The following is a 26,795-nucleotide window of genomic DNA, read 5'->3' as shown; positions in this document are numbered from 1 at the left end:
GTCACGCCAGCATCTCCAGGTAGTCTCCGAATTCTTCCCGGGTGCACGGTTTTCCCGTCTTGCGCAGCTCCCTGCCCAAGGCACGGACCAGGTGCGCCATGGCAAGGGGCCGCCCCTCCTCGGCCGCGTAAAAGACCGCGCCCAGCGCCACGTTCCTGATGTCTCCCCCGGAGAGTCTGAACCGGCGGGCCAGGAATCCCAGGTCCACATCGTCCCCCACGGGAAGCTCCGGCGGGAAGATGCGCTGCCAGATCATTTCGCGGTATTCCTCGTCGGGGAACGGGAACTCCACCACGATCCGGATGCGCCGGGTGAAGGCCTCGTCCAGATTCTGGCGGAGGTTCGTGGCCAGGATGGAAATGCCGCTGTACTCCTCCATCCGCTGGAGCAGGTAGCCGATTTCGATATTGGCATAACGGTCGTGGGCGTCCTTCACCTCGGAGCGCCTGCCGAACAGGGCGTCGGCCTCGTCGAAGAACAGGATGGCGCCGGCGGTCTCCGCCCCGGCGAAGATGCGCTCCAGGTTCTTCTCCGTCTCGCCGATGTACTTGCTCACCACCTGGGAGAGATCGATCCGGTAGAGCTCCAGCCCCAGTTCGCGGGCAACCACCGCGGCGGCCATGGTCTTGCCCGTGCCGGGAGGCCCCGTGAAGAGCGCCGTGAGCCCCTTGCCCGAGGAGAGCTTCCGGTCGAATCCCCACTGGCCGAAGACCAGGTGCCGGTAGCGGACCTGGGCGCAGATCTCCCGCAACTGGGCCATCTGGAGGGCAGGAAGCACGATGTCGTCCAGGGTATGAACGGGCTCGATCCGCCGCGCCAGGGTGCCCAGGCTGGTGTGGGATCGGGCGCGGCAGGCGGCGTGAAGCAGGTCGGCTTCGCTCCACCCGGCCCCCTCGTTCCCTCCGTGCCAGACGGCCAGATCACGGGCATCGGCCAGTGCCTGGCGGATCTGGCCGGGGGTGAAACGGAACGTGCCGGCCAGGACGTCTGCCGCGCCCATGCCGGCCGCAAGGGGGTCGCCGCGCAGGCCCTCCTCCCACAGGCGTTTCCGCGTGCTTTCGTCCGGAAGGGGAAAATCCAGTTCAATGAACACGTCGGAGGGATGCCGGTCCCGGGGACGCCAGGGGCGGCCGGAACAGACAAACGTGACGCGGCAGAAGGTCCGGATAGCGTCCATGAGCGACGTGAGTTCCGAGGTATGGTCATTGTCCCCCGCCAGGAGCGCATCCATCCCCTCCAGGCAGAGGACGGCCGGCTGAAGGGCGGCCTCGCGGCCAAGCAGCCACGCCATTTCCCCGAAGGGAAGGCTTCCGGCCAGCATCCGCTCCACATCGGCCACCAGGAGCCACAGGCCGAGGTCGCGGCACAGGGTCTCGACCAGTTCCCGCTTCCCCGCTCCCCGGGGACCACGGCAGAACAGCACCAGACGGCTCTCCTCCGGAGCGTGCGCCGCAAGGTGGGCATGGACCAGATGCCGGGCCCGTTCCCGGTTACGATCTTCGACCGGCGATACCGTGCCGCCGGCGTTGGGCCGGACCAGGCGGACCGCGTCGGCCAGGTGCGGGTCCGGCTGGGCGTGCCCCAGCACGTAACCGGCAATCCGATCATTGAGCATGAGTTGGCGCGAGGGAAAGGAAACGGATCCGTCCGGGGGATCATGAATGAACTGTACGAGACGGTACTTTGCCAGCGGAGCCCGGGGATCGAAGACGGTGCGGGCAGCCACCCGCTCCCGGAAGGAGGTGCAGAGGAGGTCGAGGATCAGCCCGATGCTGGGCCGTTGGCGCGTCACGTCATCGTGGAGATAGGCGAAGAGCTTTTCGTACTTCAGGTCCAGTTCGGGGGCAAGGCAGATGAGGAGGCACTTCTCCTCAAAGGGGGAAAGGTGAAACGTGCGGGAAAGATCGGCAAGGGGGAGGGCTGTCCCCATTCGGAGTGTGGCAGAGCGGCGGTCCGCAACCTTGGCCGCCAGGTCGGCCAGTTCACCGCCACGCTCAGGCGAAGCTCCGGGAGTTCCTCCGGCATCGCCCGAAAGCAGACCGTTGATCTCGTCGTCCGAGAGGACGAGCCCCCGCAACTGCCCGAAGGGGTCGGCTCCTCTCCTGTTCCGGCCGTCGAGCCGGTAACGGATGAGGAGGTCGAGCCACCGGAGTTCGTCCTCCATATGCTCCAGACCGTCGGCATAGGCGCCGGCGGCGGGTATATTTCGGTTCAGTTGTGCCGTCCCTGGCATACCGGGCCCCGCCATTGCTCAGACATGCATGTTCAGAGCTGTTTCGGTTGTGGCGCGCGGGGAGCCGTTCCCCTGCGCTGCAACCGGTGCCCGGGGCGTCCGTGCCCCGGGCAACCATATCGGTTGCTTAGTAAAGATACATAAAACATCGTTTAGACACAAGTCTCCCGACCTGATTTTTTTCCAGGCGGGCCGCGTGGTCGCGACTGGTGGTAAATCCTGCGTTGTTCGTGCTACCCTGGTAGCCGGAATCAAGGGAGGGACGTTACGATGGCAGTGGACATCAGGGAAACGGATATCAAGGTGGAGTACTATCGTGCCTCGGGGCCCGGCGGGCAGCACCGCAACACCACCGATTCGGCGGTGCGCATCCGCCACCTTCCCACCGGCATCGTGGTCCAGGCCAGCGAAAACCGCTCGCAGACGCAGAATCGGGAGAAGGCCATGGAGCGTTTGCGGGTTGCGCTGGAAAAGCGCGAGCGTAAGGCAAAGAAGCGGATCGCCACCACGGTGCCCAAGGGCGCCAGGGAAAAGCGGCTGACGGAAAAGAAGCTGAAGGGGATGAAGAAAAAACTGCGCTCGACGGTCGAGTGACCGCCGGGCGCAGTGGACCAGCCATTGCCGCGGAACGGCCGATTATCCTGCCGTCACCACGACACGACGCCCAGCATCCTGCGCAGGACGACCAGCACGTCGTCCATGTCTATCACGCCGTCCGGGGCGGGCCGGCCATTTCCGTCGAGGGGAGCCACATCGCCGCGGATGAAGTCGGCCACCGTGGGCTCCGCAATGCCGGCCACAATCCGCAGGGCGCGCAGCACATCCACGATATCCAGCACCCCGTTGCCCGTCAGATCCCCATCGGGCGGATCGGGAGAAAACTTCCAGAGCTCGACGCCGTGGCTTCCGTCAGTGGCGGCGAAATAGAGCGTAGTGCCCGCCACCACCGGATACGAAGGGGACGAGCTCCCCTGACCGGCCAGGATGTCCATGACCAGCACCGTCCCCTCGGCAGTACCGTCGCTCTGCCAGAGTTCAAGGCCGTTCACGCCGTTGTCGGCCGCGAAGTAGAGCATCCCGTTCACCACCTTGATCCAGGTGATGCCCGCCCCCCCCTCCCCCGGGAAGATATCCTTCACCATCACCGTCCCCTCGGGTGTTCCGTCGCTTTTCCAGAGTTCCTCGCCGTGCACTCCGTCGTCGGCCACACAGAACAGGGTGCCGTTCACGCCGGTCAGCAAGCGCAGGTTGGATGAACCTTCCCCCGGCATGATGTCGGCCACTAGCACGGTGCCGGCAGTGGTACCGTCGCTTTTCCAGAGTTCGAATCCGGCGCTTTCGTCATGGGCGGCGAAAAAGAGGGTGCCGTTCACGGGGGTCAGGGAGGCCGGAAGACGCGAGTGATTGAAGGGAGAAGTGTCCTTTACGAAAATGGTCCCATCGGCGGTGCCGTCGCTCTTCCAGAGGCCGTAGCCACTGGTTTCGTCACCGGCGGCGCTGAAATAGAGGACATTGTTCATGACCGTGAGCGAGAGGGGGCTGGAGCCGATGCCGTCCGGATAGATGTCCCTGACCATCCGGGTGCCGTCGGCGGTACCGTCGCTCTTCCAGAGCTCGGCGCCATGTGTCCCGTCATCGGCCACGAAATAGACCGCTCCGTTCATGGCGGTAAGACTGTCGGGAAATGAGGAGAAATCGAAGACGGGGTTGATATCCTTCACCAGGACCGTCCCTTCGGCGGTACCGTCGCTCTTCCAGAGCTCATGGCCATTGTCAGCGGTAAAGCCGGGAAAATACACCGTAGTGCCGACGGCGGCCATGGAGAAGGGATAATTGGGGTTGCCGGGGAAGAATATCCCCTGGGGCCCGGGGTTGATGTCCGTGACCATCCCGGTGCCTTCGGCGGTGCCGTCGCTCTTCCAGAGCTCGATGCCATGGCTCGCCTCCCCATAGTTGTCCTCGGCCAGGAAGTAGAGGGTGTCACCAACGACCGTCAGCCGGTCCAGATAGGCCGACCCCTCGGGATTGATCTCCTTGACGAGCACCGTGCCGTCCGCGGTGCCGTCGCTCTTCCAGACATCGAAGTCAAGATCGGCAGCGGCCGCGGCAAAGAATACCGTGTTCCCCATCGCGGCCAGTTGGTAGGGGAGACTGCCTCCTGTCTCGGGTGCGATGTTCCGCACCAGCACCGTGCCCTCGGCCGTTCCGTCACTCTTCCAGAGCTCCGTGCCGTTTACGCCGTCGTCGGCTGCGAAGTAGAGTGTATCGTTGTGCACCATGAGCTCGGATGGCCACGACATGGCGTCCGGGATGATATCCCTGACCATGAGGGTGCCCTCGGCGGTGCCGTCGCTTTTCCATATCTCGATGCCGTGCTCACCGTCGTCGGCGGCAAAGAGGAGCATGCCGTTCACCAACCGGGGAGAGCTGTACATGGAACCGCCCACCCCGGGCTGGATGTCGGCAACCATCTCCGTCCCCCCCATGGTGCCGTCGGTGCGCCAGAGTTCATACCCGTTCACGCCGTCGTCGGCCGCGAAGTAGACGTACCTGTCCATGCCCACGATGCCCCAGGGCATTGAGTCTTCGCCGTCAGGATTGATATCCTTCACCAGCGTCGTCCCCTCGGGGGTGCCGTCGCTCTGCCAGAGTTCGTACCCGGTGTAGCCGTCATTGGCCGTAAAATAGAGCAGGCCATTGATGCCCACCGGCTCGAAGGGGTAGGAACTCTCTTCGCCGGGGGCTATATCGGCGACCAGATAGGTCCCTTCGGCGGTGCCGTCGCTCCTCCAGAGCTCATGGCCATTTTCACCATCATCGGCGGTAAAGTAGAGGATGCCGCCGTACACCGCCATCTCGCCCGGATCGGACCCGCCGAAGGGGTTGATATCCTTGACCATCACCGTGCCTTCCGGCGTCCCGTCGCTCTTCCAGAGCTCCCGGCCATGGAGACCATCGTCGGCCGCGAAGAAGAGCGTACCGTTGACCGCCCTCAGCCACTGGGGCGTCGAACTTGCCTCTGCCGCGATATCGGCCACGAGGACGGTTCCCCCGGCGGTGCCGTCGCTCTTCCAGAGCTCCCTGCCATAGACGGGATGCTCGGCGGAGAAGAAAAGCGTTTCCCCCACCGTTGTCAGCTCCAGTGGATTGGATGATTCGCCCCCCTGGTAGATATCCTTCACCAGGACCGTCCCCGCGGCCGTTCCGTCGCTTTTCCAGAGTTCCACGCCGCGGAAGCTGTCCATGGCGGAGAAATAGGTGATCCCGTTCATGACGGAGAAATACTGGGGCGTGCCCGGCCCGGGCCCGGCATTGATATCTTTGACGAGCGCCGTTCCTTCCGCGGTGCCGTCGCTCTTCCAGAGTTCCGGGCCATTGGCGCCGTCGCCGGCACTGAAGAAGAGGATGCCGCCATTGGCCGTCATGCCGGAGGGGTTGGACGAGACGGGTGCCGATGCGGTGTTGATATCCCTGACCATGACCGGAAGGGCCGGCCCGGCTTCGGCCCCGACCGGCAGGCCCGCCAGCAGAGCCAGCACGGCAAGCGACCGGATGACGCGTGCGGCAGGTCGCGGGTTTGAGCTATATCGTTTGCTGTTCATTCTTACCCCCGAGGCGTGGTGCAGTGCCCGTGTCGGGCCGTTATCGAGCTTATCGGCGAATCCGGCGGAACATTTAACGGAAATCCGGCAGGATCGGCCCAAATCAGAGTAGCCGGCCATTCCGTGGGGAAGGGGTTGCGCCCCGGCTCCGGCAACGAAAAACGGGGCGACTCCCATGAGTACGCCCCGTTTCGGTAACTGCATCACTATTCCTGTCAAACAGCCTAGCGCTTCGCAGCGGCAACCTTGCGCATGGCATCCCACCCCTTGAGCAGTTCAAGGGCCCGGCGAAGCTGGTAATCCCTGTCGGCCTCGTGCTCGGGAGTCGCTGGCGCGGCCGGGGCCTTCGTGGCGTCCGGACCGGGGGTCTTTTCCCCATTGTCCGTTTCCGCCCCTGACAGATGATTGTCCAGATCCTTTTCGAGGAACCCGGCCCCGCCCTTGTCCGGCAACTCCTTGAACTCGGCCCGTTCCACGACGATGTCGGGCTCGATGCCCCGTGCCTGAATCGAACGCCCCTTGGGGGTGTAGTAGCGGGCCGTGGTCAGCTTGAGGCCGGCGCCATCCTTGAGGGGGACCACTGTCTGAACCGAGCCCTTGCCGAAACTGGTGGTTCCCATGATCACGGCGCGGCCGTGGTCCTGGAGAGCCCCGGCCACGATCTCCGACGCGCTGGCGCTGCCGCCGTTGATGAGGACGACAACGGGGTAGCGCGGCTCTTTCTCGCCGATGGTGGCGCTGTAGCTCCGCTTGGCAAAGTGTTCCCGGCCTTCGGTGTAGACGATGAGGCCGTTGTCGAGACGCTCGCCCACGAAGCGCCCCGCCACCGCCACTGCGGCATCCAGGAGGCCGCCGGGGTTATTCCGCAGATCGAGCACCAGCCCCTTGAGGGAACCGCCGTTCTCTGACCGCAGCTTGGCAAGGGCGGCGACAAAGTCATCTCCGGTCCGCTCCTGGAACTGGCTTATCCTGACATAGCCGTAACCCGGCTCCAGGGTCCGTGACTTGAGGCTCCTGGTTTTGATGATGTCCCGCACCAGGGGAAACACGAGCGGCTTTCCGTTCCCCTGCCGGAGGACCGAGAGGGAAACCTGCGTCCCCGCCTCGCCCCTCATCCGCTTGACCGCCTGGGTGATGGTGAGGCCACGGGTGGGAGTATCGTCGATCTTCCAGATGTGGTCGCCCGACTGGATGCCGGCCCGCCAGGCGGGCGTATCCTCGATGGGGGCGACCACGGTCAGCTTGCTGTCACGCATGGAGATCTCGATGCCGAGGCCGCCGAAGGATCCCGATATCTCGGTCTTCATCTCGGTGAAGGGTTCCGGCGGGAGATACGAGCTGTGGGGGTCCAGCGAGGCGAGCATGCCGTTGATGGCCCCTTCCAGCAGCTTTTTCCCGCCCACCTCCTCCACGTAACTGTTCCGCACGATCGTGACGACCTCGCGGAACAGCCTCAGGTGCTCGGCACCGGCCTGGTCAGCAGCAGGGTTGTAGTAGCGCCATCCGGCGGCCACGCCGATGGTGAGGCAGAGTATGGCAACCACCAGGCCGAGGGTTATCCTCGTTCTCGTTTGCATGGGTACAACCTCCGGGGCTCCGTCGAAGGGAGCGTCTCCGGATACTGTAGTTGTCGCGGCGCGTGTTTGTCAATGTTCGTGGTGAAGGAAAGATGAGAGACAACCTGGACCATCCGCAGAACCGCTTGGCCCTCTCCCGCGGAAAACCGGGAGAGGGCCAAGGTTACCGAACCGTCAGATTGCCCACCGTGAGCGAACCCACCCCGACAGTAACCGTTCCGCGCAGGACCGAGTACCCGGCAACGCCGCCGAAGCCTTCGGCGTATCCGCCGTAGAATACGATGGATTTCCCGCCGGTGATGGCCAGGCTCTCCGGGAACTCCATGGCCCTGGCCTTGATGGCGGCGGCAGAACCATCGGCAACGGCGGCCATGGCTGCCGCCAGGGTCGTGTGGAGTGTCGTGGCGGCGCCAATGGTGAGCTCAACCGTTGGTGCGGGGTCAAACGCGGCACCGACGTTCCGGTCGGTGGCCATGGTCGGAGTGCAGGCACCGGTGCCGGTGCAGTCGCCCGACCAGCCCGCGAAGAGCGACCCCGCGGACGGCGTGGCGATGAGCTCCACCTGGCTTCCCGCATTAAAGGCTCCGTTGCAGGTGCCCGACGCGCAGGCGATTCCGGCGGGAACGCTGGTGACGGTTCCCTGTCCGTTGCCGGAAACCGTCACGTTCAGACTGTGGGTGTTCGGCACGAAGGTAGCCGTCACGGCCGTAGCGCCGCTCAAGGTGACCACGCAGGGATCGGTGCCGGCACAGGCCCCCGACCAGCCGGAAAAGAGGTAATCCGCGGCGGGCGTGGCCGTCAGCGTCACCGGGAGACCGTCGTAGAACAACGCGCTGCAGGTGGACTCCGGGCAGGAAATCCCCGCAGGCGAGCTGGCTACCGTACCGCTGCCGTTGACGGTCACGGCGAGCTGATGCTGAGCGCGGGGGATGCCGGTCAGTGTCACATCGTCCACCTGCCAGAACCAGGAATAGTTGGCATCATAATAGCGGAAACGGATCATGACGTTGGCCTTGCCCGCCGCACGGGAGGTAAGGTCGATGTCCTCAGTGGCCGGTCCGTAATCGATCCCGTTCCTGCTCCAGAGGGACTGCCAGGGTCCTGCGCTCCCGCTGGTGCTCACATCGACGGAGGCGATCTCGTTGCTGTAATGGTCGAATAACGTCTTAAACTTCAGCGTGACTATCTCGTATCCGCTCAGATCCAGGAGCGGCGTCCGGAGCTCCGTATCCATGGCAACCGGGCCGGCATAGTCGCTGTCCGCAATGGCGAAGCCGCCGCTGCCCCCCGTATCGTTGTCCCGTGTTGCCGGATTATCGAAGCGCCACAGGGCTTTGGTGCCTGCATTGTCCACCAGGCTCCAGCCGGCGGGCGGATTCTGGCCCAGGGACTCGAAGCCGGTGGACAGGATGGTAACCGTGCGGTCCACATAGGTGCCGAAACCGATGTCCGCGACCATGGTGGAGCCCGACCTCCGGATGAGATCGAGGTAGAAGCCCGAATCGGCCCCGCTGTAGAGCCGGCTGCTCGGCACCGTGTCCGCGGTGAGGAGCGTCACGCCGGAGGTGCCCGGGAACGGATCCCCCGCATCGCCGCGGTTCATTTCCCTTTCCAGGTGGTAGGCGCCATCCGCCTGGACCAGGGCGACCTTGTAGTGGGACGTGCAGGGGGCCCCGCAGGTGGGATACCACTCGCCGGTGTTGTTGGCTTTGCTTTCGTCGATGTGCCAGACAACGAGTCCCGAGGCGGGGATGCCGGCATCGAAGCCGGTTTGCTGACGGTTTTCCAGCAGGAAATATTCACCGGTGCCGCTGGCGGGAGAGCCTTCAAGAAGCTGCACCACCGCGGCGGTCGTTTCCACGGGGGCAAAGCTGAACCCTGCCTGGGCCGACGTCACCTTCTGGGGGGCCACCCACCCCAGCTTGTACTTGCTCCAGGGATCCAAGTGGGAGGGACGGTCCCCCTGGCGCGAGAGGTAGGTCCAACTGCCGGCGGCCATGAGGCTCCACTCGCCCACCCCTTCGGATGAACCGTCCGTGTCGTAGAGGTCAGGGAGACCCATCACGTGGCCGAACTCGTGGGCAAACACGCCCACCGTGGCAATTCCCGTACCGTAGCGCTCGGGCTGCATGATGTAGTCGTTGATCTTCACCATGGTGCCCGGATTAGCCGTGCAGGCGTCGTTGGTGGTATAGGTGCCGTAGTTGCTTCTTTCAAAGGATTTGGCGCTGCTCAGGGTCCAGCGGTGAGACCAGATGTCGGTGGCGGGAGTTCCCGCCTGGTCTTCGCCGGTCCCCTGGTGGACGATGGCAACCGCATCCACGTAGCAGTCGCCGTCCCCGTCGTAATTCGCGAAGTTGACCGTTGCGTCGGCGGCCTGGACCGCTTCATACACCAGATCGCCCGGCCACATGTCGTCACCCGAGGCGTTGTTGCTGCCATAGTAGTCATGGGTGTTGGGCGCCTGGACCCAGCCGACGATACCCGCCGGGCCGGGGGAAAGGGTAAAGCTGCCGGATGAGACCTCCTGATAGTAATCCTTGAGGCTGTACGTGCCGGTCCCGAACAGGAGCGACTGGAATTCCTGAGGGGTGTTGGTCGTTGTACGGTCGGAAAAGTTCACGAGGATAACGGGGAGATTGGTCGAGCCGCTCGACGGCGGTGCGGGCTGGAGCGCAGACTCCTGAACGACACGCAAAGGCGCCGTTGCATCGGATGGCGACTTGAGTTGAGGCGCGAACCGCCCTTCGCGGTCGAGCTGCTTTACGATCCCCCGAGGAGGCCGAAGCCTTTTGGGCACATGTGCGGGAGGAGCATCACGCCCCACGGCCCTCCCTGAACTCATGAGCCCGCCATCGGGCGCCCGGTCGGCATAGTACCAGCCGCGTTTTTTGCCATCGAACACGATTGTGTGGCCGAAGTCGGTCTCCCAACCGTGCCGGGACTCGTCGCCCCACTTGCGGGCCCTGAATGCTGTGCCGTCCTCCTGCTGCATATCGAGGACAGTGGGCTCGGCGGGGACGGCCAACGCCAGTTCCGGCACTACCAGCGCCATCATCACCGAAAACGAAACACTGAGAATCTTGCAGCCGTTCATAATCGTCTCCCTTGTCGCGTCTGCATCTAACATGGAGTCTACTAGTGTAGTTATATCGGCTGATCGGCATCAGGTCTACAGTGCAGCCATAAAAAAAGGCGACGGTTTGACCGTCGCCTTTGGAGTACGCTTTTGTGAGCCTGCTTAGGGAATCTTCTGCTCCACAGGCTTCTTAACCGGCCCGTTCATGCGGATTGCCGCGGCGAACTCCATCCAGAAGATGAGGTAGATGGAGATCATGAGCGAGAGCCCGATGTTCTGGTTTTCGACACCGAGGGCCTTGGCCAGGACAGGCGAAGCGAAGCCGGCGCCCAGGGTGCCGGTGGCGCGCTCCAGCAGGTAGAAGGCGCCCAGGGTCAGCGCCGTGCCGACCACCATGATGGAGATGCCGCGGCCACGCTTGATCCAGTAGCGGGGCGAGAAGCCGAACATCCGCATGAAGATCACCACCCAGATGATCCAGACCGAGTAGTCCACCGCCGCGTCGGGGAGGGCAAGTTTGCTGTTCACCAGGGAAACTTCCAGCACGGTCACGGCGCCGAGCAGGATGAACATCCAGGAGAACTTCTCATTGGCCTGGGTCTGCCACTGGCGGCTGTCAGGGGCGGCTACCTCGTGCATGGAGTGGCTGTGGGTCCCCAGGGCCGAGAAGAGGATGGCGAACCAGATGCCGGCGTTGTGGAACAGGAGCGAGGCGTGGTTGCCCGCCACGTTGGCGATGCGCGCCATGGGGTCGGTGGCGAAGTCGGCGGTGATCCTCATCAGGAAGAGGTTGACCACCACCGAGCAGGTGATGATCACCGCGATGGTGAAGATCTTGCGCGGCAACAGATAGGGGTCCACCCGGTCCGGGAAGCCTATGATGAAGGCGAACCAGATCAGGAACATGATGAGCGGAATCCCGAAACAGATGCCGTAGACCGAATCGCCTGCGAAATCGCCCGCCTGGGCGTAGATCTCCACGTTGTTGGCCGGATCGGCATCGGTGTTGAGGGCCTTGACGACATCCTTGGGCATCTTCACCACGTGGGGCAACAGCCCCATGCCGTACCAGCCGTGGTCGCCCTGGGAGACGTCCACCACCCAGTACTGGTCGCCCATCATCTCGTCGAGTCCCTGGAAGATTCTCATGCTGAAGGCGGCACAGAGGGTCACCACCACGAAGAGCAGGATTGCGTTCTTGATACTCATTGGCATGGCGTGTTCCTCCTAATCCCTGTGGGTGGTCCAGAACATGGACACCGCATTGGCCGCGAACAGGCCGTAGAGCCACATGGTGTTCCACGCGGGGCCGGTCCAGTGGCTGCCGTGACCGCCGCCGACCACGCCGGAGGCGACGATGATGCCGATCATGGCCGTACCAGCAACCATGGCGACCGCCCGAAGGATGGCGCTGTTGCGCCAGGTGTGCCGCTCGAGCTCCTCGATCCTTGCCAGCAGTTCAAGCTCTTTTTCGCTCATCTCTCTTCTCCTTTACGAACGATATAACCGTTAACGCTGCAACGAATGTGAGGGCATAGAGAATGTACGGTCCGTGGAGATACAGGCTCATGTTGTACAGCATGGTGTCTTCCTCCTTGTATGGTCAACACTTGACGGGTGTGAGGATGTCGTGGGGAAACCGCTCGGCCAGTTCCTGGTACTTCATGCACTCGCGGTAGCGGCAGCTGCAGAACTTGATGATCATGTTGACGTCGTGGGGCGAGATGTACCCGCAGCCCACATCGCAGATGTCATCGCTCTTACCGTAGAAGGGGCAGACTATTCCGTCCTTCATGGATACCTCTATCTCTTAAACCGTGTCCGGTCCGATTGACGCGCATGGGATGAGAGCCGGATCATCTGGTCGTCACCATCCCCGACCCTGTCCCATGCAATGAAGGAGTAACTGCCTATCCCTAGAGCAACCTGTATACCAATTACGTGAATAGGCTTTTATTGTTTTTTTAAGTGTGTATTTTCAATACGTTATCTATGACAATGGGAACCATGGGAGGCGCTGGGGAGGAACAGGCTAGAACGTCGTTTTTGCACTCGTGCAAGGGTACCGGGACCGCCGGGGAGGTTACGGAGACGGCAGGGGGGTGCCGCCGGCGGAGGACGCCCCGGCAATACCTCATGATTTCAGGGCGTTCCGGTTATCGGCGTAAAGGATTGCAGGGCTGCAACGGCCGCGGCAGAAGGTTTTGCAGAAATGCAAACCCGTCTCAACGGTGAGAACGGAGTGAACGTCATCGTGCGGCCGGCAGGGGAGAGCGCCCCCGAGGGGCCCCCACGGGCCGTCAGACATAGTCTTCACGGCGGATATTGTACTTCTTGAGCTTGCGGTAGATGGTGGCCATGTTCATCCCCGCATCGCGGGCTGCCGCCTCCACGTTGCCGTGATTTTTGCGCAGGAGCCCCTTCAGATAGTCGATCTCGAAGCGCGACAGGGCCTGGGAGTAGTCGCTCTCTTCCAGCTCGCCGGCAACGCCCTCCTCGTCCCCGCCCGCGAGGAGGGGGATCTCGATGAACTGGGAGAGGACCGGAAGCGAGAGATAGTCGCCGTTTTCCATGGCGGTGCAGGCCTCGATCACGTTCTTGAGCTGGCGGATGTTCCCGGGCCAGGAGAACTCCATGACCGCCTCCAGGGCGTCCGGGGCGAGCCCCTTGATGGCGGTGCCGAATTTCTTGTTCTGCAGCGTGATGAAGTGGGCCGCCAGCAGCGGGATGTCGGCCCGCCGCTCCCGCAGGGGGGGCAGATGAAGATTCAGCACGTTGAGCCGGTAGTAGAGGTCTTCGCGGAAGGCACTGCTCTTGACCGCCTCCTTCAGCTCGGCATTGGTGGCGGAGATGATCCGCACGTCGACCTTGGTGGGGGTGGTGTCGCCGATGCGCAGAAACTCCTGCTCCTGGAGAAAGCGGAGCAGCGTCTTCTGCACGTTCATGGGGAGGTTGCCCGCCTCGTCCAGAAAGAGCGTGCCGCCGTCGGCCGCCTCCAGGAGCCCCTGGCGGTTCTCCTTGGCGCCGGTAAAGGCCCCCTTGCGATAGCCGAACAGCTCGCTCTCCAGCAGCGATTCGGGCAGCGCCCCGCAGTTGATGGCCACGAACTTCTTTTCCTTGCGCAGCGAATTGTAATGGATGGCCTGGGCGATGAGTTCCTTGCCGGTCCCGGACTCGCCGGTGATCAGGACCGACGTATCGCGGATGGCGATCTTCTCCACCTTGTCCAGCACCTCCTTGAGTCCGGTGGATGCGCCGATGATGTTGTCGAAGCGGAACTTGCCCACCAGCTCTTCCCGCAGTTCCCGGTTCTCTTCCAGAAGCTGGGTGTGCTTGAGGGCGTTCTTGACCCGGTAGAGGAGCTCCTCGGGCTCGAAGGGCTTGGTGACCATGTCGTAGGCCCCCCGCCGGAGCGCCTGGATCGAGGTCTCCACCGTGGCGTAGGCGGTGATCATGATGACCGGGATGAGGGGATCCTTGGCCTTGATCCGCTGGAGCACCTCGAGGCCGTCCATGCCGGGCATCTTGATGTCGCTCACCACCAGGTCCCAGTCGCCGGCCTTGAACTCCTCCACCGCCTCGAAGGAACGGGTATACCCCTTCACTGCATAGCCGCTGTCGGCGAGCACCGCCTCCATCATGCGGCAGAGCCCTTCTTCGTTATCGATAAGCATGATGCGCTTTTTGTCTGACATGATCGGCACCTCTCAACGGTAATGAACGCTACAGCTCTTCCGGCTCCAGGGGCAGGCGCACGGTGACGTCGGTGCCGCGCCCCACCTCGCTGTCGATGGCGATGCGACCGTGGTGCATCTCCACGATCTGGCGCGTAATGGCGAGCCCCAGGCCGGTCCCCTTGGTCTTGGTGGTGAAGAACGGCTCGAAGATCCGCTCCTGGTCCTCGCGGGGAATGCCGCAGCCGGTGTCGCTGAACACGATGTTCACGTACTGCTCCTGGTCCAGGAACGTCCGGACGGTGAGGACGCCGCCGGCGGTCATGGCGGAGCCGGCATTGAGGATCAGGTTGATGGCCACCTGGCGGATCTGGTCCCCGTCGGCCATGACCGGCGGCAGGTCGGGCGCGAACTCCCGGACCACGGTCACGTGGTGCATGTCGGTGTGGTTGGCGGCAAACCCCACGATCTGCCCCAGGAGGTCATTGATGTCGGTGGACTCCAGGGCAGGCTTGGGGGTCCGGGCGTAGGAGAGGAGATCCTGGACGATCTTCTTGCACCGCTTGCTCTCGCGCTTGATCTCGTGGATATATTTGTAGGTCGGGTCACCTTCGGTGATCTTCGACTCCAGGTACGAGGCATAGCCGAGGATCACCCCCAGGGGATTGTTGATCTCATGGGCAACGCCCGAGGAGAGGACGCCGAGCGACGCCATCTTCCCCTGCTGGGCCAGGCTCGCCTCCATCTCCTTGTTCTGGCGGATGATGGTGGTCATCCGGTTGAAGGCGCCGGCAAGCTCGCCCAACTCGTCGCCGGTGTCCACTTCCATCTGCTCGTCCAGCCGCCCCTTCTTGACCTTTCTGATCACGTCGATCATGTAGTTGATGGGGTCGGTGAACACCTTGGCCGCGAGGAAAACCAGCCCCGTTGCCACGAGTCCGGTGAGGATGGTCAGCAGCGTCATGGTGGTGACGATGCGCCCCCGGATCTTGTTGGCCTCCCGGTAGAACTCGTCCTCGTAGGACCCGACTGCCACGATCCATCCCCAGGGTTTGAAGTAGTCGTAGCGCACGAGCTTCATCCGCGGCGACGCGTCTCCCTTGTTGCGCCAGGGGTAGCGAATCCACCCGCGCTTCTTCTCCACCATCTCCTTGATGAACTTGTTGCCGCTGGAGTCGACGGCATTGAGGAAATTCTGCCCCTCGCCCGAGGGGTGAACGGTAAAGGTCCCCGTATCGTCCATGCAGAAGATGTAGCCGGTCTCCCCCACCTTCTTGCTCCGGATCTTCTCCTTCAGCTCGGCAAAGGAGCGGCGCTCGAAGGCCACATCCTCGTAGGTCTCCTCCAGATAGCCGCCCGACGCGATGATCCAGTCCCACTGGGGGAAGTATCGGTAAGCCACCACCTTCTTGCGGGGGTACTTGTCTCCCAGCACCTCGTTGCGCCAGGGGTAGACGATATAGAGCACCTCACCCGGCTTGGCCTTGAGCGCGTTCTCGCACATGATCCGGATAAAGGGGCGGCCGTTCTCGTCCTTCTCGTCGTAGACGTTCTCCCCTTCACGTGCCACGTGGACTTCCAGCAGCCCCTTGGTGGTCATGGCGTAGATATACCCGGTCATGCCGACGCTGACCCGCTTGAGGGCCTTGCGGGCCTCCTCCTTGGCGGTGGGCAGATCGACCTTGCCGGCCCGGTACTGGCGGTCCTGGGCCTCGACCAGGTTGTAGGAAAGATTGGTGAGGGTGGCCAGTTCCAGGTGCACGGTCCGCATCTTGTCCTGCTTGTAGACCTGGAACTGCTGGTAGTGGGAATTGAGGAGATCGATGGTGAAGCTGGCCATGTGCTCCAGGTCGTCCCGGGAGGTCTGGGTGATCCCCCGGTAGGCCTGCTTGGTGGAGATGTAGCCGATCACTCCGCCCACCACGAAAATGGGAATGATCACCAGCGGCATCACCAGCACCAGCATCTTCCAGCGAAGTTTTAGATTGGTCATGAAGCTGAACAGATACCGACGCATGGGACCTCTTCCATCTGTGCGGAGTCACGGAGAATAGTATGTAAACACCATAAAAAAATCCAGTTGTTTTTGCATTTTTGCAAAAACGTCTCTTTTTGACGCCGTGGCTGGAGGGACACTTACCATTAATTATGCTCAATCAGCCAACTTTTGCGTGCTATTCCGATAATGATCCTGGTTCTGCAATCTCTCGCAGCCCGAACCATCAGAGCCATCGAAGCGACTCCCGTCAACCATCGCCTGAAACGCGGCCCCGCGGCCACAGGGTATAGGGGTTTTCCTGATTGAACAAGGAAGGTAATTGATTTATGAAAAGGTGTTAGTGATGTTAGGGGAATTGAGTAGGGCACACACGGCGTTTTGTTTTTTCTTTAACTGCCTTTGCTTTTCGACTACTACCCCTCTATGTACACCATGCGGGGATGGAAGATGTGGTGGGGCGCTGGTGTCGTCTACGATAACCAGGAATACCCCAGGGGACGTTCATGTTCGTGGGACGACTGTAGGTGACATGAGTGGCGGATATGGCACCTCGGCCAGTATTGCGAGGAGTGCTACCCCTCTTCGGCCCTGGCTATCAGTCGTAGGGGCGCGGTCCCGCGCGCGGGCGACGACGCCCTCAGGCGCGCCTCCACGTCACGGGCCGACATGGGCCTGCCGAAGTAATACCCCTGCACCTCGTCGCATCCCCGCTCCCGCAACAGCTCCAGCTCATCTTCCCGCTCGACCCCTTCGGCCAGGACCCGCAGCCCCAGGCTGTGGGCCATGGCGATGATCGCCTCAACGATGGCCCGGTCGTCCAGGTCGGAGACGATGTCGCGGACAAAGGAGCGGTCGATCTTGAGCCGGTCGATGGGAAAGTGCTTCAGGTAGCTGAGGGACGAATACCCGGTGCCGAAGTCGTCGATGGCCAGATGAATTCCCCTCACCTTCAGGTCGATAAGGGTCATGATGGTGTCCCGGGCGCCTTCGAGCAGGGTGCTTTCGGTCAACTCCAGCTCCAGGAGGGTGGGATCGAGGCCGGTATCCTCCAGGACCCGGTCGACCATGTCGATGAACCCGGGCTGGTTGAACTGGTGCCCCGATACGTTCACGGCCACCCTGACCGGAGGGAGGCCCGACTCCTGCCAGGCACGGCACTGGAGGCAGGCAGCCCGCATGACCCACTCGCCGATGCGGCGGATGAACCCCATCTCCTCGGCTGCGGGGATGAAGCGCCCGGGCGGGATGAGGCCATCCTCGGGGTGATTCCAGCGCAGAAGCGCCTCGACGCCGAAGACCCCGCCGGTATGCATATCGATCTGGGGCTGATAATCGAGATAGAACTCCCCATTGGCCAGGGCGCGCCGCAGACTGTCCTCAAGACCCCGCCGGTCCTGGGCGGAGCGGTTCATGTCGTCGCTGTAGAAACGATAGACGTTGCGGCCCGCGTCCTTGGCGGCATGCAGCGCCATATCGGCCCGCGAAAGGAGGACGTTGCCGTCCTCGCCGTCGGACGGGAACAGGGCGATGCCGATGCTGGTGGAGATGAACACCTCCTCCCCTTCCAGGTCGAAGGGAGGGGTGAGCAGGTCCAGGAGCGACTGGGCCACGATGCTCGCCCCACGCTCATCCCGCGCGCCGGTCAGGATCACCACGAATTCGTCGTCGCCCAGCCTGGCCAGGGTATCGCTGACCCGCACGTGAGCCTTGAGCCGGTCAGCCACCGATGTCAGGAGCAGGTCACCCATGGCGTGGCCGAGGGTGTCGTTGACGTCCTTGAACCGGTCCAGGTCCAGGAACAGCAGCGCCACCGTCCCCTCCTCCCGGCTGGCCACGGCCAGGGCGTGGCTGACGCGGTCCTGGAACAGCGCCCGATTCGGCAGGCCGGTGAGGGGATCAAAGTAGGCGAGACGCCGGATTTCCTCCTCGCTTCGCTTACGCTCCCGCATGTCGTGGGCGATGCAGACGATGCCGCACACCTCGCCGTCCTGGTTCCGCATGGCGCCGCCGGACAGAACCACCGGGATCATATCCCCCTGGCGGCTCCGGTAGAGGAGCTCCCGGTCGGGAACCTGACCCTGTTCGGCCATTTCGGCAATGATGCTCCGTCCGTGGTCCCCGTCGGCCAGGATGGTCGAAAAGGAACGGCCGATCAACTCGTTCTCCCGGTAGCCGAGCAGGCCGCAGAGGGCGGGGTTCACGTTCATGACCGTGCCGTTGGTATCCACCACCAGGAGGGCGTCGACCATGGAGCAGATCACGTTGTCCAGGTAGTTGCGCGCCGTGGTGATTTCGTCCTTGGCCGTCCGGAGCTCCGTGGTCATGCGGTTGAAGGCGTTGGCAAGCCTGCCGATCTCGTTGGTGCTGCTGATGTCGATGCGGGTGTCGAGGACTCCCTGCCCGACCCGCTCGACCCCTTCCTGCAGAAGCGCTATGGGGCGTGAAATCAATATCGCCGACAAAGAGCCGCCAGCCACGGCAAAGACGAACGCCACTGCCGATGCCGCGCTGAGGGTGAACAGCGCAAACGTGATGGCGTTGTGGACTTCCTGCTGGCGCATGGCGAGCTGCCGCCGTTCGAGGGCGATGGCACGGTTGACAACGTCGAGGAAGCGTCTCTCCGAAGCCTCGAATCGCTCCTTTACCTCCAGAATCGCCGAATGGGCGCCGGCGCGGCGCGCCGTCTCCATGGACTCGGCGCTGAGGGCCATGAGATCTTTGCCGGCCCGGTCGATTTCCTGGACATATTGCTGTGCTTCGGGGTCAAAACGCTCGGAAAGGTCTTTCAGGGTGGAAAACGCGGACTGGTACAGGCCGGCTCCCTGTTCCAGGAGCTCCTTTTCTTCCTCGGCCTGCTGGCGGGCGGCCCGGTCCCGGCCGACCATGCTCACCAGCGCAAACTCGCTGGTGGAGGCGACAATGCGCACTCCCGCATAACGGATGTCGTGGAGAGTCTTGATGGCAGGCAGGCCATCCCGCGTTACCGCGTCGAACTCGCCGCTGATCCTGGTGATGGCGCTGCCGCCGAAATAGCCGACCAGCCCCGTGAGCAGGGCAAAGCCAAAACAGCCGGCCGTGAGGGTGCTCCGAATCTTCATTACCGCCTCTGTCCTTTCAAGGAAAGCTCACCTGGCTGATGCCCCACTGCGTGATAAGGGACGGGGGAGCGGACCACAGTGCACCTTGTTACAGATATCGGCGAAACCCGCAGGAAGTTGAGTGGGAAATAGATAAAAACTGATGCCAGACAAAAACGCCGGTCCTTTCGTCAAGTTCCCCTGTCGATGGAGAGTTCTGTCAGCCGTTGATCAGGCGGTCCATCTCGGCCACGAGATCGTCGGCATCCTCAAGCCCCACGGAAAGCCGTACCAGGGTATCGCCGATCCCCCGGGCGGCCCGCTCGGCCGGCGGCATGGCCGCATGGGACATTCTGGCGGGATAGGAGATGATGCTTTCCACCCCGCCGAGGCTCACGGCAAAGGCGGCCAGACGCATCCCCTCCAGCAGGCGGCGGGTGGTCTCGACCGTATCCAGGGTGAACGACAGGACCGCGCCGGGCCCCGACGCCTGCCGGCCATGAATGTCGTGACCCGGGTGACCGGGAAGTCCGGGGTAGAAGACCCGGGTCACCCGCTTTTCCCCAGCCAGCCAGCCGGCAATATTGATCGCCCCGGCCTGGCTTTCCTCCATCCGGACCCGCAGGGTCTTGATGCCCCGCAGCACGAGCCATGAATCCTGGGGGCCCAGGATAGCGCCGAAAGCGTTCTGGATGAACCTGATCCGCTGCCCCAACTCCGGGTCCCTTACCACGGCAAAGCCGCAGATCACGTCGCTGTGGCCGTTCAGGAACTTGGTACCACTGTGGAGCACCACGTCGCAGCCCAGGTCCAGGGGCCGCTGCAGATAGGGGGTCATAAAGGTGTTGTCCACCAGGGTGATGGCCCCCCGCTCCCGGGCCAGGCGGGCCGCAGCGGCCAGGTCGGTGATTTTCATGAGGGGGTTGGAGGGGGTCTCCAGGTAGAGGCCCTTGGTGTTCGGGCGGAAGGCCGCCTCAATGGCGGCCGTGTCCGTGGCATCCACGAAGGTGGACTCGACCCCCAGCCGGCTGAAAAGCTGGGTCAGCGCCCGGAAGGTGCCGCCGTAGACATCCTCGCAGACCACCAGGTGATCCCCGGGCGAAAACAGGAGTAGCGTGGAGGAGATGGCGGCCATGCCCGAGGCGAAGGCGAACCCGCGGGTCCCGTTCTCCAGTTGGGCCACGGTCTCTTCCAGGGCCTCGCGGGTGGGGTTGTCCGAGCGGGCGTAATCGTACTTGCCGAAATGGTCCACCGATTCTTGCCGATAGGTGGACGTCTGGTAAATGGGAACCGAGAGCGCTCCGGTGGTCGGATCGATCTCACGGCCCGTATGGATGATGCGGGTGCCGAATTTCATACAGGACTCCTTTCGATAAGCGATTTGAAAGCCTTTACCGGTTTCCGGGCCCTGGTCTCTGGCTTCCGCCTCCAAACGCTTGGTCCAGGTCGGCGATGAGGTCGTCCGCATCTTCGATCCCCACCGAAAGGCGCAGGAGCACGTCATTGATGCCGAGCCGCTCCCGGACCGCCGGCGGGATGTCCGCATGGGTCTGGACCTGGGGGAAGGTGATCAGGGTTTCAACGCCGCCGAGACTTTCCGCGAAGGATATCAGCTCCGTATTGAGAAGCACACGCTCCACCAGGGCCTTGTCGTCCACCTCGAAGGCAATCATGGCGCCGAAGCCCCGGGCCTGGCGCGCCAGCAGTTCGTGTCCCGGATGGTCCGGCAGCCCCGGATAGAAGACCCGCCGCACCCGCGGATGCCGCGCCAGCCATTCGGCGATCCGGCCGGCGTTTTCCTGCTGGCGGTCCAGCCGCACCGACAGGGTCTTCATCCCCCGGATGGTGAGCCACGCATCCTGGGGCCCCAGCACTGCGCCCACGGAATTCTGGAGAAAGTAGACCCGGTCGGCCAGGACCTGATCCCTGACCGCGACCAGCCCCGACACCGTGTCGTTGTGCCCTGACAGGTACTTGGTGCCGCTGTAGACCGTGACGTCGGCCCCGAGATCCAGGGGCCGCAGGAGATAGGGAGTGAGGAAGGTGTTGTCCACGATACAAAGGAGCCCCCGCTCGCGGCAGAGCGCCGAGAGGGCCGCGACATCTGCCACCTTGAGGAGCGGGTTGGTGAGGGACTCCACGAACAGGGCCCTGGTCTCGGGACGGATGGCGCCCCGCACCGCCTCTGGATCGCTCGTGTCCACATAGGTGAACGAGAGGCCGTACTGGACCAGGATCTGGTCGAAGAGGCGGCAGGTGCCCCCATAGAGATCCTCGGTCACCACCAGGTGGTCGCCGCTCCTGAAGAGCAGGAGGAGGTTGGCGATGGCAGCCATGCCCGAGGCATAGGCAAATCCCCTGGCGCCGCCGTCCAGCCGGGCGATCCCCTCTTCCAGGGCCTGGCGCGTGGGGTTGCCTGAACGGGAATAGTCGTAGCCCGTGCTCTGGCCCAACCCCGGATGCCGGAACGTGGCGGTCTGGTAGATGGGCACCGTCACCGCCCCGGTGCGGGTATCCCAGTCGAGCCCGATCTGTGCTGCCTGCGTCGCGATGTTCATGGTTTCCTCCACAATGAAAAATCCCCTTCCGGGGTGCGGAAGAGGATTCGATTCACCGTGAGGTGTCACGCTCTTCCTTATCTCCCGAAACCTGTCGGTTCCGCAGGAATTGGCACCTTCCCCCCATGGGGAGGTTGCCGCGACGTCACCGGGCCTGTCCCTCGGTCGCTCTTGATAAGTTAAGCCGTATTCTGTTGTGGGTTAAGCTCGTGCTGCCCGACATGCCTTCAAATCGCAAAATACTTTACCAATTTAATAGGCATCAGTAAATCTTATTTTGATTATTTTCTACAAAGAATCACATCAATCCGCCTCGGGCGATAATGCGTCAGTCTCAGATACCGCATATCACCCTATTATGCTCACACAAATCAACAATACAGTTCTTCTGCTCATCCGTGAGCGCCAGAAACCTGACCCCGGCACCGGCTATGCCCGGCGACACCCCCCACGGCTTGCGCCAGCGCACCTCCGCCGCGATGGGCGTCTGGTCGCCGAATTCCAGCATGCGAAGCCAGAGCCTGGCTCCCAGGGGCCAGGGATCGACGGCAATGAGGAAGCACCCGTCGAGGGAGAGATTGAGGCTGACCGTGCGGATCACCTCTTCCGGGCTGAACGACGGGGTTTCCGAAACCATCACGTTCAGGTGCACGGCAACCCGGTCCCGCAGACGAATGATGCGGGGGGTGAAGTGGGCACACACCTGGCGGACGAAGCTCCCGAGCCCGGCGTCGGGGCCGGGGACGCGATCGTAGAAAAGTGCCCGCACCGTGGCGGAGCGGGAATCCCACTTCACCCGGAGCGTGGGAAACACCTGAATCAGATCGTAGAGGGATGCCTTTTCGGTGCCGGTTGCCCGAACCAGGGTGGGAACGTCCAGAAGGATGCCGTTGAATGCCTCCCGAGCCATGAGGATAAAGAGCTCTTCGATGGAGGAGACGACCGTCACGGCCCCCACCTCGCCCCGCACTGCGTCGAGATACGGAGCCACGGCTACCCGCCCCTCCACCACGAATACCAGGCGGACGGGCTCATCGGCCGTTGTCGGCTCTACATTACGTTCTGCCATTGCATTCTCCACGGGAAATAGATGGATATACGCCCAGCATCGCACCATCGTCCATGGGCACGCACAGCATATACGGAGAAACAGCCGTTCAGCGGGTGCCTCCCGCCGCCAGCACCGCCAGCATTTCGTCGTGGATCAGGCCGTTGGAGGCCAGGATGCGGTGTTCTGACACGGAGAAGGGGTCGCCGTTGTGGGTGGTGACCCGCCCCCCCGCTTCGGTCACCAGGAGGCAACCGGCGGCCACGTCCCACGGCTTGAGCTTGAGCTCCCAGTAGCCGTCGAGCCTGCCGGCGGCGACGCAGGCCAGGTCGAGGGCCGCGGCGCCGGCCCGGCGCACGGCCCGGGCCGCAAACTGAAAGCAGTAGAAGTTGTCGATGTTGTTTTCGTTGCCACGGGTCCGGTCATAGGGGAAGCCCGTGGCCAGCAGGCACTGATTCAGGGGAGCCCGGGACGAGACGTGGATGGGCCTGCCGTTCACGAAGGCCCCCTCCCCCTTCACGGCGGAAAAGAGCTCGTCCATGACCGGCTGATAGACCACGCCGACGGCCATCTCCCCGTCGATCTCCAGGGCGATGGAGACGCAGAACCACGGGAACCCGTGGGCATAGTTGGTGGTGCCGTCCAGGGGGTCCACGATCCAGCGGTACCGGGAGGTGCCCGTCTCCCTGGTCTGCTCCTCGGCCAGGATGTCATGGTCGGGGAAGGCGGCGCGGATGGTGGCGACGATCAACTCCTCGCAGGCCTCGTCGACCTCGGTGACCAGGTCGATCTCCCCCTTGTAGCGGATGTCGTGGTCGGTCCAGAGACGCTCGCGCTGGAGTTTTCCGGCCCGGCGGGCAGCCTCGGCGGCAACGGCGAGATACGTGGCGTTCATGGCATTCTCCCGGTGAATGGTGCTTGAGGGGTTATAGCAAACAGCCGCGTTTCACGCGACAAAAAAGCGGTCCGAGCCGTGGTTGCGCGACTTTGCATCGGGATGTGCCAGACAGACTCACTCGGCGGCGGCAAAGGTGAGCGTAAAGGTTGTCCCCTCGCCCACCGCGCTTTCCACCGCGATGGCCCCGCCCACCGACTCCATGAGTTTGCGGGTGATGAACAGCCCCAGGCCGGTCCCCTCCCCCGGTTCCTTGGTGGTGAAAAAGGGAGTGAAGATGTGCCCCAGCAGTTCAGCCGGGATGCCGGGGCCCGTATCCGCCACCTGCACCGTTACTCCCCCTTTCCCGTTCCGGCTGGTGCGGATGAAGAGCGTTCCCCCCTCTCCCATGGCCTGGAGGGCGTTCATGACCAGGTTTATGATGACCTGCTTCACCCGGTTGGGGTCGGCGGCAATGACGGGGAGACGGTAATCCAGGTCTTCGATCACGGCGATGGAGCGTTTCCGGGCCTCGTAACGCAACAGGGTCATGGCCTCCCGGAGCACCTGGTTCACGTCCGATTCCCGGTGGTCGTGTGCGTCCCGCCGGGTAAAGGAGAGGATCCCCCTGGTCATGTCAGCCAGCCGGTGGGCCTCCTGGTTGACCCGCTCCACCATGTCGCGCACGAAATCGGGCAGCCCCTCTTCGCGGAGGATCATCTGGGTGGCCGAAACGATGACCGACAGGGGCGTGTTCAGCTCATGTACCACACCGGCCGCCATCCGGCCGAGCCCGGCCATTTTCTCGTTGAAGGCGAGAAGCTCCAGCAGTTCGCCCTCCACGGGGTCATTTTCTGCTCTGTACTTCGCACGCAGGTTTGCCATGAGTCCCCCCGGATCCGGTTTGGGGCCGAAGCGGAGAGCCCCACCATCCGTTAGGCACGAGGCATGCCAGAACGAAGATGCGATATATTCGCGCCCTTACGGCATCTCACCCCTGCCCGCCACCGTACGATGCCGCTTTTTGCATCATGGTGCTGCCCGCCATTTCAGCACAAAAAGGAAAGCCGCCCCGAAAAGGAGCGGCTCGTCTGTTCGCGATGCGGGAGCGGTCGCTAGTTGTAGGCCGACTCGGAGTGCTGGGTCTGGTCGAGGCCCATGATTTCGTCTTCCTTCTCCACCCGGAGGCCGATGGTCTTGTCGAGGATGAAGGCGATGGCCAGGGTTACGATGAAGGCATAGGCACCGGCGGCCGCGATCCCGATCAGGTTTGACATGAACTGGGCCGGTTCGCCGTAGATGAGCCCCTTGGCGCCGACGCTGGCCACCAAGCCGGTTGCCAGGGCGCCGAAGGTGCCGCCCACGCCGTGGACGCCGAAGGCATCGAGGGAGTCGTCGTACTTGAGCCTGGCCTTGACGAGGATCGCGCCGTAGCAGACCACGCCGGCGCCGAGGCCGATGATCACCGCCCAGCCGGGGGTGACGAAACCCGCGGCCGGCGTGACGCCGACCAGGCCGGCGACAACGCCCGATGCGAAGCCGAGGGCCGAGGGGCGGCCGGAGTGGATCCATTCGGCGATCATCCACGACAGGCCGGCCGCGGCAGGAGCAACCGTGGTGTTCACAAAGGCGAGCGCTGCGGTGCCGTTGGCTGCCAGGGCGCTGCCGGCGTTGAATCCGTACCAGCCGAACCAGAGCAGGCCGGCGCCCAGCAGGGTGAAGGGAAGGTTGTGGGGAGCCATCCGCTCGGTGGGAAAGCCGTGGCGCCTGCCGAGGAACACCAGGGCGGCAAGGGCGGAAACACCCGAGGCGAGGTGGACGACGGTGCCGCCGGCAAAGTCGAGGGCAGCCGGGGAAAGCTTGGCGATCCAGCCGCCGCCCCAGACCCAGTGGGCGATCGGATCATAGACGAGGGTCGTCCAGATGAGGGCGAACACGCAGTAGGCCGAGAACTTGATCCGCTCCGCCAGGGCACCGGAGATCAGGGCGATGGTGATGATGGCGAACATCCCCTGGAACATGGAGAAGGTGTATTCGGAGATGGTTCCCTGGAGCGACTCCAGGGTCAGCCCGTTCAGAAGCAGCTTGTTGAGCCCCCCCGCGAAACCGCCGATATCGGTGCCGAAGACGAGGCTGTACCCCATGACGTACCACTGCACGCCGACTATACCCATGGCGACGAACGAATGCATCATGGTCGAGAGGATGTTCTTGCTCCTCACCATGCCGCCGTAGAACAGGGCCAGACCGGGAAGCATCAGCAGGACCAGTGCCGACGAAATAAGCAGCCACGCGTTGTCGCCCGTATCGAGCCTGGCTGCCGGGGCGGAAGACGGCGCCGCCTCGGCCGGAGCTGCGACAGGGGCGGGAGCGGCCTGTTGGGCGGAGGTGGTGGCAGCCTGTACAGCGGCGGGCTCCGTGACTTCCTCGGCGAGAAGGGCGGCCGGGGCCATGAAGGCTGCGGCGGCCAGGGCCAGTGTGATGATCGAACGTTTCCACGTCATGATGGACCTCCGTTGATTTCTGTAATATCTCGTGCGATCAGATCGCTTCGTCACCCTTCTCACCGGTCCTGATCCTGACCGCCTCGTCCAGGGAAAGGATGAATATCTTGCCGTCGCCGATCCGTCCGGTCTTGGCGGTGCTTTCAATGGTCTCCACCGCCTTTGCCACCAGTTCGTCGACCACCGCGATCTCCAGCTTAACCTTGGGAATGAAGTCAACCACGTACTCGGCGCCGCGATACAGCTCGGTGTGTCCCTTCTGGCGGCCGAATCCCTTGACCTCGCTCACGGTGATCCCCTCGATGCCGATTTCGTTGAGAGCGTCCTTCACTTCATCCAGCTTGAACGGTTTGATTATTGCCTCGATCAGCTTCATTGCGTGCCTCCGTATGTGGACGCGGGACAGGAGCCGATCCTGCGCCTGGTGGAATGTGATGTCGAGCTGGGGGGTGAAGGTATTCTTCCTGCCGCCCACAGCTTCTCATCCTTTCCCTGCACTGTAAAAAAAGGCGCCTCCACTCATGGTGGAAGGCGCCTTTGCCTGGTTACTCGATTTCGCTGCATGAACGG

At 63.2% G+C, this 26,795-nt stretch carries 17 protein-coding genes, 1 pseudogene and 1 riboswitch; of the genes and pseudogenes, 1 reads left to right on the top strand and 17 read right to left on the bottom strand.

The features are described 5' to 3' along the window. Position 1: 1 nt before the first annotated feature. The gene (locus AC6CDK_RS01965; protein WP_192905096.1) at positions 2-2,233 is read right to left on the bottom strand and encodes an ATP-binding protein; all 2,232 of its coding nucleotides are present in this window, start codon (positions 2,231-2,233) and stop codon (positions 2-4) included. Between the two features lie 276 nt (positions 2,234-2,509). On the opposite strand from AC6CDK_RS01965, the pseudogene AC6CDK_RS01960 reads away from it, so the two are divergent. After that, a pseudogene (locus AC6CDK_RS01960) lies at positions 2,510-2,827 on the top strand (peptide chain release factor family protein); the annotation flags it as partial. A gap of 53 nt (positions 2,828-2,880) precedes the next feature. Here AC6CDK_RS01960 and AC6CDK_RS01955 read toward each other — a convergent pair. The 16 genes from AC6CDK_RS01955 to AC6CDK_RS01880 form a co-directional block, all read right to left on the bottom strand. Next, positions 2,881-5,835: an ELWxxDGT repeat protein gene (locus AC6CDK_RS01955; RefSeq protein ID WP_192905095.1), complete on the bottom strand. Its 2,955-nt coding sequence runs from the start codon at positions 5,833-5,835 to the stop codon at positions 2,881-2,883. A 224-nt stretch (positions 5,836-6,059) separates the two neighbouring features. Next, positions 6,060-7,412, bottom strand: a complete 1,353-nt coding sequence (locus tag AC6CDK_RS01950) for a S41 family peptidase (protein WP_039645983.1) — start codon at positions 7,410-7,412, stop codon at positions 6,060-6,062. A 163-nt stretch (positions 7,413-7,575) separates the two neighbouring features. Beyond that, positions 7,576-10,509, bottom strand: coding sequence for a M6 family metalloprotease domain-containing protein (locus tag AC6CDK_RS01945; RefSeq protein ID WP_192905094.1), 2,934 nt, complete (start codon positions 10,507-10,509; stop codon positions 7,576-7,578). A gap of 144 nt (positions 10,510-10,653) precedes the next feature. Next, complete coding sequence (locus AC6CDK_RS01940) at positions 10,654-11,706, bottom strand: hypothetical protein (protein ID WP_192905093.1); 1,053 nt, start codon at positions 11,704-11,706, stop codon at positions 10,654-10,656. 12 nt (positions 11,707-11,718) lie between these two features. Next, a complete protein-coding gene (locus AC6CDK_RS01935) occupies positions 11,719-11,970 on the bottom strand; it encodes a hypothetical protein (protein WP_192905092.1) in 252 nt (83 codons plus the stop codon). Between the two features lie 124 nt (positions 11,971-12,094). After that, positions 12,095-12,286 (bottom strand): hypothetical protein, encoded by a 192-nt coding sequence (locus tag AC6CDK_RS01930; RefSeq protein WP_010941632.1) that lies wholly within the window; start codon positions 12,284-12,286, stop codon positions 12,095-12,097. Between the two features lie 505 nt (positions 12,287-12,791). Continuing rightward, positions 12,792-14,186 (bottom strand): sigma-54-dependent transcriptional regulator, encoded by a 1,395-nt coding sequence (locus AC6CDK_RS01925; RefSeq protein ID WP_192905091.1) that lies wholly within the window; start codon positions 14,184-14,186, stop codon positions 12,792-12,794. A gap of 28 nt (positions 14,187-14,214) precedes the next feature. Next, positions 14,215-16,182 (bottom strand): sensor histidine kinase, encoded by a 1,968-nt coding sequence (locus AC6CDK_RS01920; protein ID WP_039645991.1) that lies wholly within the window; start codon positions 16,180-16,182, stop codon positions 14,215-14,217. Positions 16,183-16,736: 554 nt separating this feature from the next. After that, positions 16,737-19,262: an EAL domain-containing protein gene (locus tag AC6CDK_RS01915; protein ID WP_066357744.1), complete on the bottom strand. Its 2,526-nt coding sequence runs from the start codon at positions 19,260-19,262 to the stop codon at positions 16,737-16,739. Positions 19,263-19,461: 199 nt separating this feature from the next. Then, positions 19,462-20,598 carry a trans-sulfuration enzyme family protein gene (locus AC6CDK_RS01910; RefSeq protein ID WP_039645994.1) on the bottom strand — a complete coding sequence of 379 codons (1,137 nt, stop codon included), beginning with the start codon at positions 20,596-20,598 and terminating at the stop codon, positions 19,462-19,464. Between the two features lie 34 nt (positions 20,599-20,632). Further along, positions 20,633-21,799, bottom strand: a complete 1,167-nt coding sequence (locus AC6CDK_RS01905) for a trans-sulfuration enzyme family protein (RefSeq protein ID WP_192905090.1) — start codon at positions 21,797-21,799, stop codon at positions 20,633-20,635. 74 nt (positions 21,800-21,873) lie between these two features. Continuing rightward, positions 21,874-21,980: riboswitch (SAM riboswitch) on the bottom strand. 153 nt (positions 21,981-22,133) lie between these two features. Further along, positions 22,134-22,868, bottom strand: coding sequence for a PilZ domain-containing protein (locus tag AC6CDK_RS01900; protein ID WP_039645996.1), 735 nt, complete (start codon positions 22,866-22,868; stop codon positions 22,134-22,136). Positions 22,869-22,956: 88 nt separating this feature from the next. After that, positions 22,957-23,742: an inositol monophosphatase family protein gene (locus tag AC6CDK_RS01895; RefSeq protein WP_039645998.1), complete on the bottom strand. Its 786-nt coding sequence runs from the start codon at positions 23,740-23,742 to the stop codon at positions 22,957-22,959. 117 nt (positions 23,743-23,859) lie between these two features. Beyond that, positions 23,860-24,606, bottom strand: coding sequence for a sensor histidine kinase (locus AC6CDK_RS01890; RefSeq protein ID WP_066357746.1), 747 nt, complete (start codon positions 24,604-24,606; stop codon positions 23,860-23,862). A gap of 230 nt (positions 24,607-24,836) precedes the next feature. After that, entirely contained in the window at positions 24,837-26,225 is a 1,389-nt protein-coding gene (locus AC6CDK_RS01885) for an ammonium transporter (protein ID WP_039646002.1), read from the bottom strand. A 37-nt stretch (positions 26,226-26,262) separates the two neighbouring features. Then, on the bottom strand, positions 26,263-26,601 hold the full coding sequence (locus AC6CDK_RS01880; protein WP_039648325.1) for a P-II family nitrogen regulator: 339 nt from the start codon (positions 26,599-26,601) through the stop codon (positions 26,263-26,265). Positions 26,602-26,795: the final 194 nt, after the last annotated feature.

The sequence above is a fragment of the Geobacter sp. PheSNFMC genome, from assembly GCF_059620965.1.
The sequence above is the reverse complement of the archived record's forward strand: the minus strand, read 5'-3'. Positions and strand labels throughout refer to the sequence as shown.

Bases quoted from the DNA above. Each gene is read 5' to 3' on its own strand.
- AC6CDK_RS01880 (WP_039648325.1), bottom strand. From the start codon at position 26,601: ATGAAGCTGATCGAGGCAATAATCAAACCGTTCAAGCTGGATGAAGTG.
- AC6CDK_RS01890 (WP_066357746.1), bottom strand. From the start codon at position 24,606: ATGGCAAACCTGCGTGCGAAGTACAGAGCAGAAAATGACCCCGTGGAG.
- AC6CDK_RS01895 (WP_039645998.1), bottom strand. From the start codon at position 23,742: ATGAACGCCACGTATCTCGCCGTTGCCGCCGAGGCTGCCCGCCGGGCC.
- AC6CDK_RS01935 (WP_192905092.1), bottom strand. From the start codon at position 11,970: ATGAGCGAAAAAGAGCTTGAACTGCTGGCAAGGATCGAGGAGCTCGAG.
- AC6CDK_RS01955 (WP_192905095.1), bottom strand. From the start codon at position 5,835: ATGAACAGCAAACGATATAGCTCAAACCCGCGACCTGCCGCACGCGTC.
- AC6CDK_RS01915 (WP_066357744.1), bottom strand. From the start codon at position 19,262: ATGAAGATTCGGAGCACCCTCACGGCCGGCTGTTTTGGCTTTGCCCTG.
- AC6CDK_RS01965 (WP_192905096.1), bottom strand. From the start codon at position 2,233: ATGCCAGGGACGGCACAACTGAACCGAAATATACCCGCCGCCGGCGCC.
- AC6CDK_RS01945 (WP_192905094.1), bottom strand. From the start codon at position 10,509: ATGAACGGCTGCAAGATTCTCAGTGTTTCGTTTTCGGTGATGATGGCG.
- AC6CDK_RS01885 (WP_039646002.1), bottom strand. From the start codon at position 26,225: ATGACGTGGAAACGTTCGATCATCACACTGGCCCTGGCCGCCGCAGCC.
- AC6CDK_RS01940 (WP_192905093.1), bottom strand. From the start codon at position 11,706: ATGCCAATGAGTATCAAGAACGCAATCCTGCTCTTCGTGGTGGTGACC.
- AC6CDK_RS01950 (WP_039645983.1), bottom strand. From the start codon at position 7,412: ATGCAAACGAGAACGAGGATAACCCTCGGCCTGGTGGTTGCCATACTC.
- AC6CDK_RS01910 (WP_039645994.1), bottom strand. From the start codon at position 20,598: ATGAAATTCGGCACCCGCATCATCCATACGGGCCGTGAGATCGATCCG.
- AC6CDK_RS01905 (WP_192905090.1), bottom strand. From the start codon at position 21,799: ATGAACATCGCGACGCAGGCAGCACAGATCGGGCTCGACTGGGATACC.
- AC6CDK_RS01930 (WP_010941632.1), bottom strand. From the start codon at position 12,286: ATGAAGGACGGAATAGTCTGCCCCTTCTACGGTAAGAGCGATGACATC.
- AC6CDK_RS01925 (WP_192905091.1), bottom strand. From the start codon at position 14,186: ATGTCAGACAAAAAGCGCATCATGCTTATCGATAACGAAGAAGGGCTC.
- AC6CDK_RS01920 (WP_039645991.1), bottom strand. From the start codon at position 16,182: ATGCGTCGGTATCTGTTCAGCTTCATGACCAATCTAAAACTTCGCTGG.
- AC6CDK_RS01900 (WP_039645996.1), bottom strand. From the start codon at position 22,868: ATGGCAGAACGTAATGTAGAGCCGACAACGGCCGATGAGCCCGTCCGC.